The sequence below is a fragment of the Ideonella sp. genome (genome assembly GCF_035254525.1).
Lineage (GTDB): Bacteria > Pseudomonadota > Gammaproteobacteria > Burkholderiales > Burkholderiaceae_C > Ideonella.
The window spans coordinates 1-4,372 of record NZ_DATFAN010000152.1; the positions used below are offsets into that span (position 1 = coordinate 1).

General features: G+C 66.5%; 5 protein-coding genes. 1 reads left to right on the forward strand and 4 read right to left on the reverse strand.

The annotated features are described in order from the left end of the window. Both VJ693_RS15495 and VJ693_RS15500 read right to left on the reverse strand, forming a co-directional pair. On the reverse strand, positions 1-243 hold a 243-nt coding region (locus VJ693_RS15495; RefSeq protein WP_324155519.1), incomplete at its 3' end, for a response regulator. Between the two features lie 6 nt (positions 244-249). Further along, positions 250-1,590 (reverse strand): HD-GYP domain-containing protein, encoded by a 1,341-nt coding sequence (locus VJ693_RS15500; RefSeq protein ID WP_324155520.1) that lies wholly within the window; start codon positions 1,588-1,590, stop codon positions 250-252. 650 nt (positions 1,591-2,240) lie between these two features. On the opposite strand from VJ693_RS15500, the gene VJ693_RS15505 reads away from it, so the two are divergent. Continuing rightward, a complete protein-coding gene (locus tag VJ693_RS15505) occupies positions 2,241-3,398 on the forward strand; it encodes a PAS domain-containing sensor histidine kinase (RefSeq protein ID WP_324155522.1) in 1,158 nt (385 codons plus the stop codon). Here VJ693_RS15505 and VJ693_RS15510 read toward each other — a convergent pair. Together VJ693_RS15510 and VJ693_RS15515 are read right to left on the reverse strand one after the other, a co-directional pair. Then, entirely contained in the window at positions 3,362-3,838 is a 477-nt protein-coding gene (locus VJ693_RS15510; RefSeq protein ID WP_324155524.1) for a hypothetical protein, read from the reverse strand. The two genes, VJ693_RS15505 and VJ693_RS15510, sit on opposite strands and share 37 nt — an antisense overlap. Positions 3,839-4,030: 192 nt before the next feature. Beyond that, positions 4,031-4,372 (reverse strand): PEP-CTERM sorting domain-containing protein (locus tag VJ693_RS15515; protein WP_324155526.1); only part of this gene is annotated, 342 nt, incomplete at its 5' end.

Here is a 4,372-nt window from a genome sequence, read left to right on the forward strand (position 1 = left end):
CTTGGTTGCGTCGCTTGCACGCACCTGGCGCAGCAGTTCGATGCCACTCATGCGGGGCATGTTCCAGTCGCTGATGACGAAGTCGATACCCTCTTGCCCGAGCCGCTGCAAGGCATCCTGGCCGTCCTCGGCCTCCACGACGCGCTTGCACCCCAGTTCCCTGGCGATGCCGGCGACGATGCGCCGCATGCTGCTGAAGTCGTCGACCACCAAGACGGTGCAGTCCTGAAGCGTCATGGTCATGGGCGTTCAATCATTGCTGGGTCGAGCCTCGGCGATGCCTGTGTCGGCAGTCGCCCGTCCCGCCGCCTGATCGATGAGCTGGCGCACCAGCGCGCCCTCCTCGGGAGCCAGGCGCTCGGCGCGCAGCCGGACTTCGCGCTTCACCTCTCGCAGGCGCCACCGCACCTCACGCAGCACGGTGGTTGCCTCGAGGTGGACCCCGGACTCCATGGCGGCCAAGCGCTCGCGCAGTTCGTCGGGCCGGTGGGTGTCGAGTCCAGAGCTCGTGAATGCCAAGTGGATGCGATGGCAGCGCTCAACGGCCAGCGTGAGGAGCTCCTTCAGCGCAGCGCTGCCCGCTCGGGCCTGCGCTGCGATGCCCTCTTGCATGCCACGCACGCGCTCCAGCGTCGCCTGCAAGTCCGAGACCTGGGCCGCGAGCTCGTCGACGGACAGCGGCGGCGCAAGGGCCCCTTCCGACGCGTCCGAGGCCGCCGCGACCCCGGCCGCGCGGCAAACCCTGCCCAGCAACTCGCGATTGACTTCACCAGGAATGAGCTTGACGGCGATCGCCGCGCGGACGCCCGGACTGCGTCCGGACTCGATCAGCCCCATCAGCACCTCGGCCAGCGCCAGCACCTGGCCCGAAATGGGCAGCAGCGCGCCCCTCAGCCCGTGCGGGTAACCGAAGCCGTCGAGCCGCTCGTGGTGGTACTGCACCGCTTCGGCCACCTTGGCGCCGGCACCGGGCATGTCGCGCAGCACGTGCGCCGCCACGATCGGGTGCGCCGCCACATGCTTCCACTGCTCGGCCGACAGGTGAAGGCCCGCCTGCAAGATGGCGGGATCGATGTAGAGCTCGCCCACGTCATGGGCGAGGCCGGCCACCATCAAGGTGTGCAGCCCCTTGTCGCTGCCGTCGGGCAGGTCGTAGGCCATGGCGGCGGAGAGCAGGCTCACCCCCACTGCATGCTCGAGCTTGGCCGGACCTTGCGCGGCATAGATGCTCAGCAGGGACTCCAGGGGCGTGCTCAGCCGTAGATCACGCATCGCGCCGGTCACCACGCGCGCCGTCAGCCGGCCGCACACGCCGGCGAGCAGCGCATGCTTGGACAGCAGTTCGTCGGCGACCCGGTCGATCGGGCGCGAGCCGATGCCATCGACGACCCGCACCGTGGTCTCTAGCGGCTTGAGCAGCTTGTGCTGCAGCAGCCGGTCCTTGGAGCGCGCGTCGATGCGCGCACCCTTGGCCACCAGCTTGATGCCGTTGCCGGTGACGATGTCCTCGGTGGCCTCCACGCCCGCCGACTCCGCGACAGCGACGACGCGGTTCAGATAGTGCTCATTGACAGCGAGCCTGTCGGTCATCCCCTAGCCTCCCTGCGCCGGTCCGGTGGCCGGCGACGTGTCAGTTCACAACCATCGCGACGCGCCCCCACCTGGCGAGGACGCTCGCGGGCGCAAGGCGAAGTCTCTGTATCCGGCCGTGCCGAATCCTTGATTCGGCTCAAGGACACAAAGCCTCCGGACATCGGGCGTGGTGTTGATCACGACCCGCGCCATCACGATTGTGTCCCGAGGCCATGGAGAACGCCCCCAATGCCTTCGATCTGGCCGAGGTGATCCAGTACAGCGGGCGTGACCAGGCCGTCGCCCATCACCGGTGCACAGCGCAAGGCATGCACCCCTCCCCGAAACCGCAAACAACAGGCCGCGTACCAAATCACCGGCCGTCTTGCCGGTCAATTGCCCAACTGCGTCTTGTTGAAAGCTCGCTGAACGCATTGCATTGCCTGTGCAGCGTGCCGTGTTTCCGGGCTTCGTTGACCGGCCGCTTCATCGACCCGAACTCCCGCTTTCGGCCCGCACTTGCCGCCCGACTCGCATCACGCCCATCGAGGCGCCAATGAGCAGTCAGCGTGCCCGATTGGCATGGTGTTTGCTCGTCATCCGGCGTTATAGGCAAGCGATGGACCGATCAATCCTGACACAAGGTCAACTGCCATGCAGGAGATGCGATGGCCACGGACGCGACACAGCCCGCCGGCGCAAGCTGGGTCGGCGAGTGGCTTGAGCTGCTGCTGAACCATGCGAGCGACTATGCGGCCGTTCTCACCGATCCACAGGGCATGATCCTGGCGTGGCTGAACGGCGCTGAGAACGTGTTCGGCTACACACGAGCCGAAGTCCTGGGCCGACACATCGACATCATCTTCTCGCCTGAAGATCGCCGGTCGGGCGTTGCCGCTCACGAGCTGGCGACGGCGCGCGAGGTCGGCCGGGCCCAGGACGATCGCTGGCACGCGCGCAAGGACGGGTCTCTGTTTTGGGGCAGCGGCGAAGCCATTGCCGTGCGCGAGCCCGGGGGCACCCTGCTCGGATTCGGCAAGCTGGTCCGCGACCGCACCGACTTGCGCACACAGGTCGAAGCCCTGAAGAATCGGTTGCAGGCAGAAACGGACCTGCGCCGAGGCCAGGACCTGATGCTGGCCACGCTGGCGCACGAGCTGCGCAACCCGCTCGCGCCGCTGCGAACGGCCGTCTCCCTCCTGCACGGTCTTGGCGACGCGCGATTTGCAACTGCGTTGCAGATTGTCGACCGCCAAGTGGCAGCACTACAGCGTCTGGTGGACGACATGATGGACGCCGCCCAGCTCAAGGCCGGCAAGCTGCGCCTGGCGATACAGCGAGTCAGCCTCCAGCATGAGCTGGCAACTGCGCTGTCATCCGTGGAGGCTCAGGCGCGATCGAAAGGCGTCGATCTGCGGCCCGTGTTACCGGCGTTCGAAATCTCGATCGACGTCGATCGCGACCGCTTCCAGCAGGTTGTCGTCAACCTGCTGATCAACGCGATCAAGTTCACTTCGTCCGGGGGCACAGTCTGGCTCAAAGCCAGCGTCGACAGCGGCCACGCGGTGGTGCGCATCGAGGATACCGGCAGCGGCATCGCGCCTGAACTGCAGCCAAAGATCTTTCAGCTGTTCACCCAGGGTCCCGCCGCACCGCCGGGGCGCGGTGGAGGACTGGGGCTGGGACTTACGCTCGTGAAAGACCTGATGACTCTGCACAACGGCACGGTGGCGGTGCGCAGCGAGGGCATTGGCAAAGGGAGCGAATTCACCTTGAGGCTGCCATTGGTTCAGAAGACCAGCGCGAGTCTGCCGGACGCCGCGTGAAGCGGTTCTGTGGAACAGGGACGCGCCTGCGGCCTCACCATTCCAATGATTGGTTGCAGCCCGGCACCGAGCAGTCTCGTTCGTCTGGCGCGCCCATCGTCGTTGCCCTGCGCGCGATCGCCGGCAGGCTGCGCGCCGCCCTGCTCTTGCCGTTGTTCTTCCGCGAGCGCGACGCCTCGATGCCCGAGGATCAGGTAGGCGCGAAGCGCATCGAAGCACGGACGGATTGCCAGCTTCTGGCACCACGCGAAGAACTCGTCCGTGCCGATCGAAAAGTCGTCAATCGGTCGGCCATCGGCCAGCGCCTGACGTGTCCCTTCGCGCACGAGCGTTTCCCAGTCTTCATAGCTCGCTGGGAAACGCCTGTCGCCCTTGCACATGCCAGCCAACGTCCGAAACGACTCGCGGCTCAACCGGGCTCCAGCGAAATCACGTTCCATGCCGTCGCCATAGCTGCTTAGGAGGAGTCGATTGTAGGAGCGCTCTTTCCCCGATGGCAGATTCCCGCGCCACTTTGCTCATCCGCTCAGTCACCTGCGAATGAGGCGTCAAACCGCAAGCAACCTTGACCAGGCACCGAGCCGATGGCGTGGCCGATCCGAAGGTGGTCGGCTCGCCGCGGCGCAGCGCGTTCAGGAGGTGCGACCGCGCCTGCTCATGAACGCGATCACCCCCAGACCGGCGAGCAGCATGGCGAATGTGCCGGGCTCGGGCACTGCCTGGACCGGACCGGCCGCGCTTGCGACGAAGAAGGTCTCGAATCCGCCGGTCGCGCCCAGGCAAGTCGGTCCCGAACTGTTGTTGCAGCCCACGGTGGCCGACAACCCCACGACATTGTTGGCAAAGCTGCCGCTGAACGCCGCGGCGGCAGCAGCCTGTTGCGCCGAATCCAGCCCGAACACGTAGCCGGCGTTGCCTGCGCCCGTCTGGGTGTGGGCGAAGTCGATTGGCGTGAATGCCCCGGAGGTGAAGAG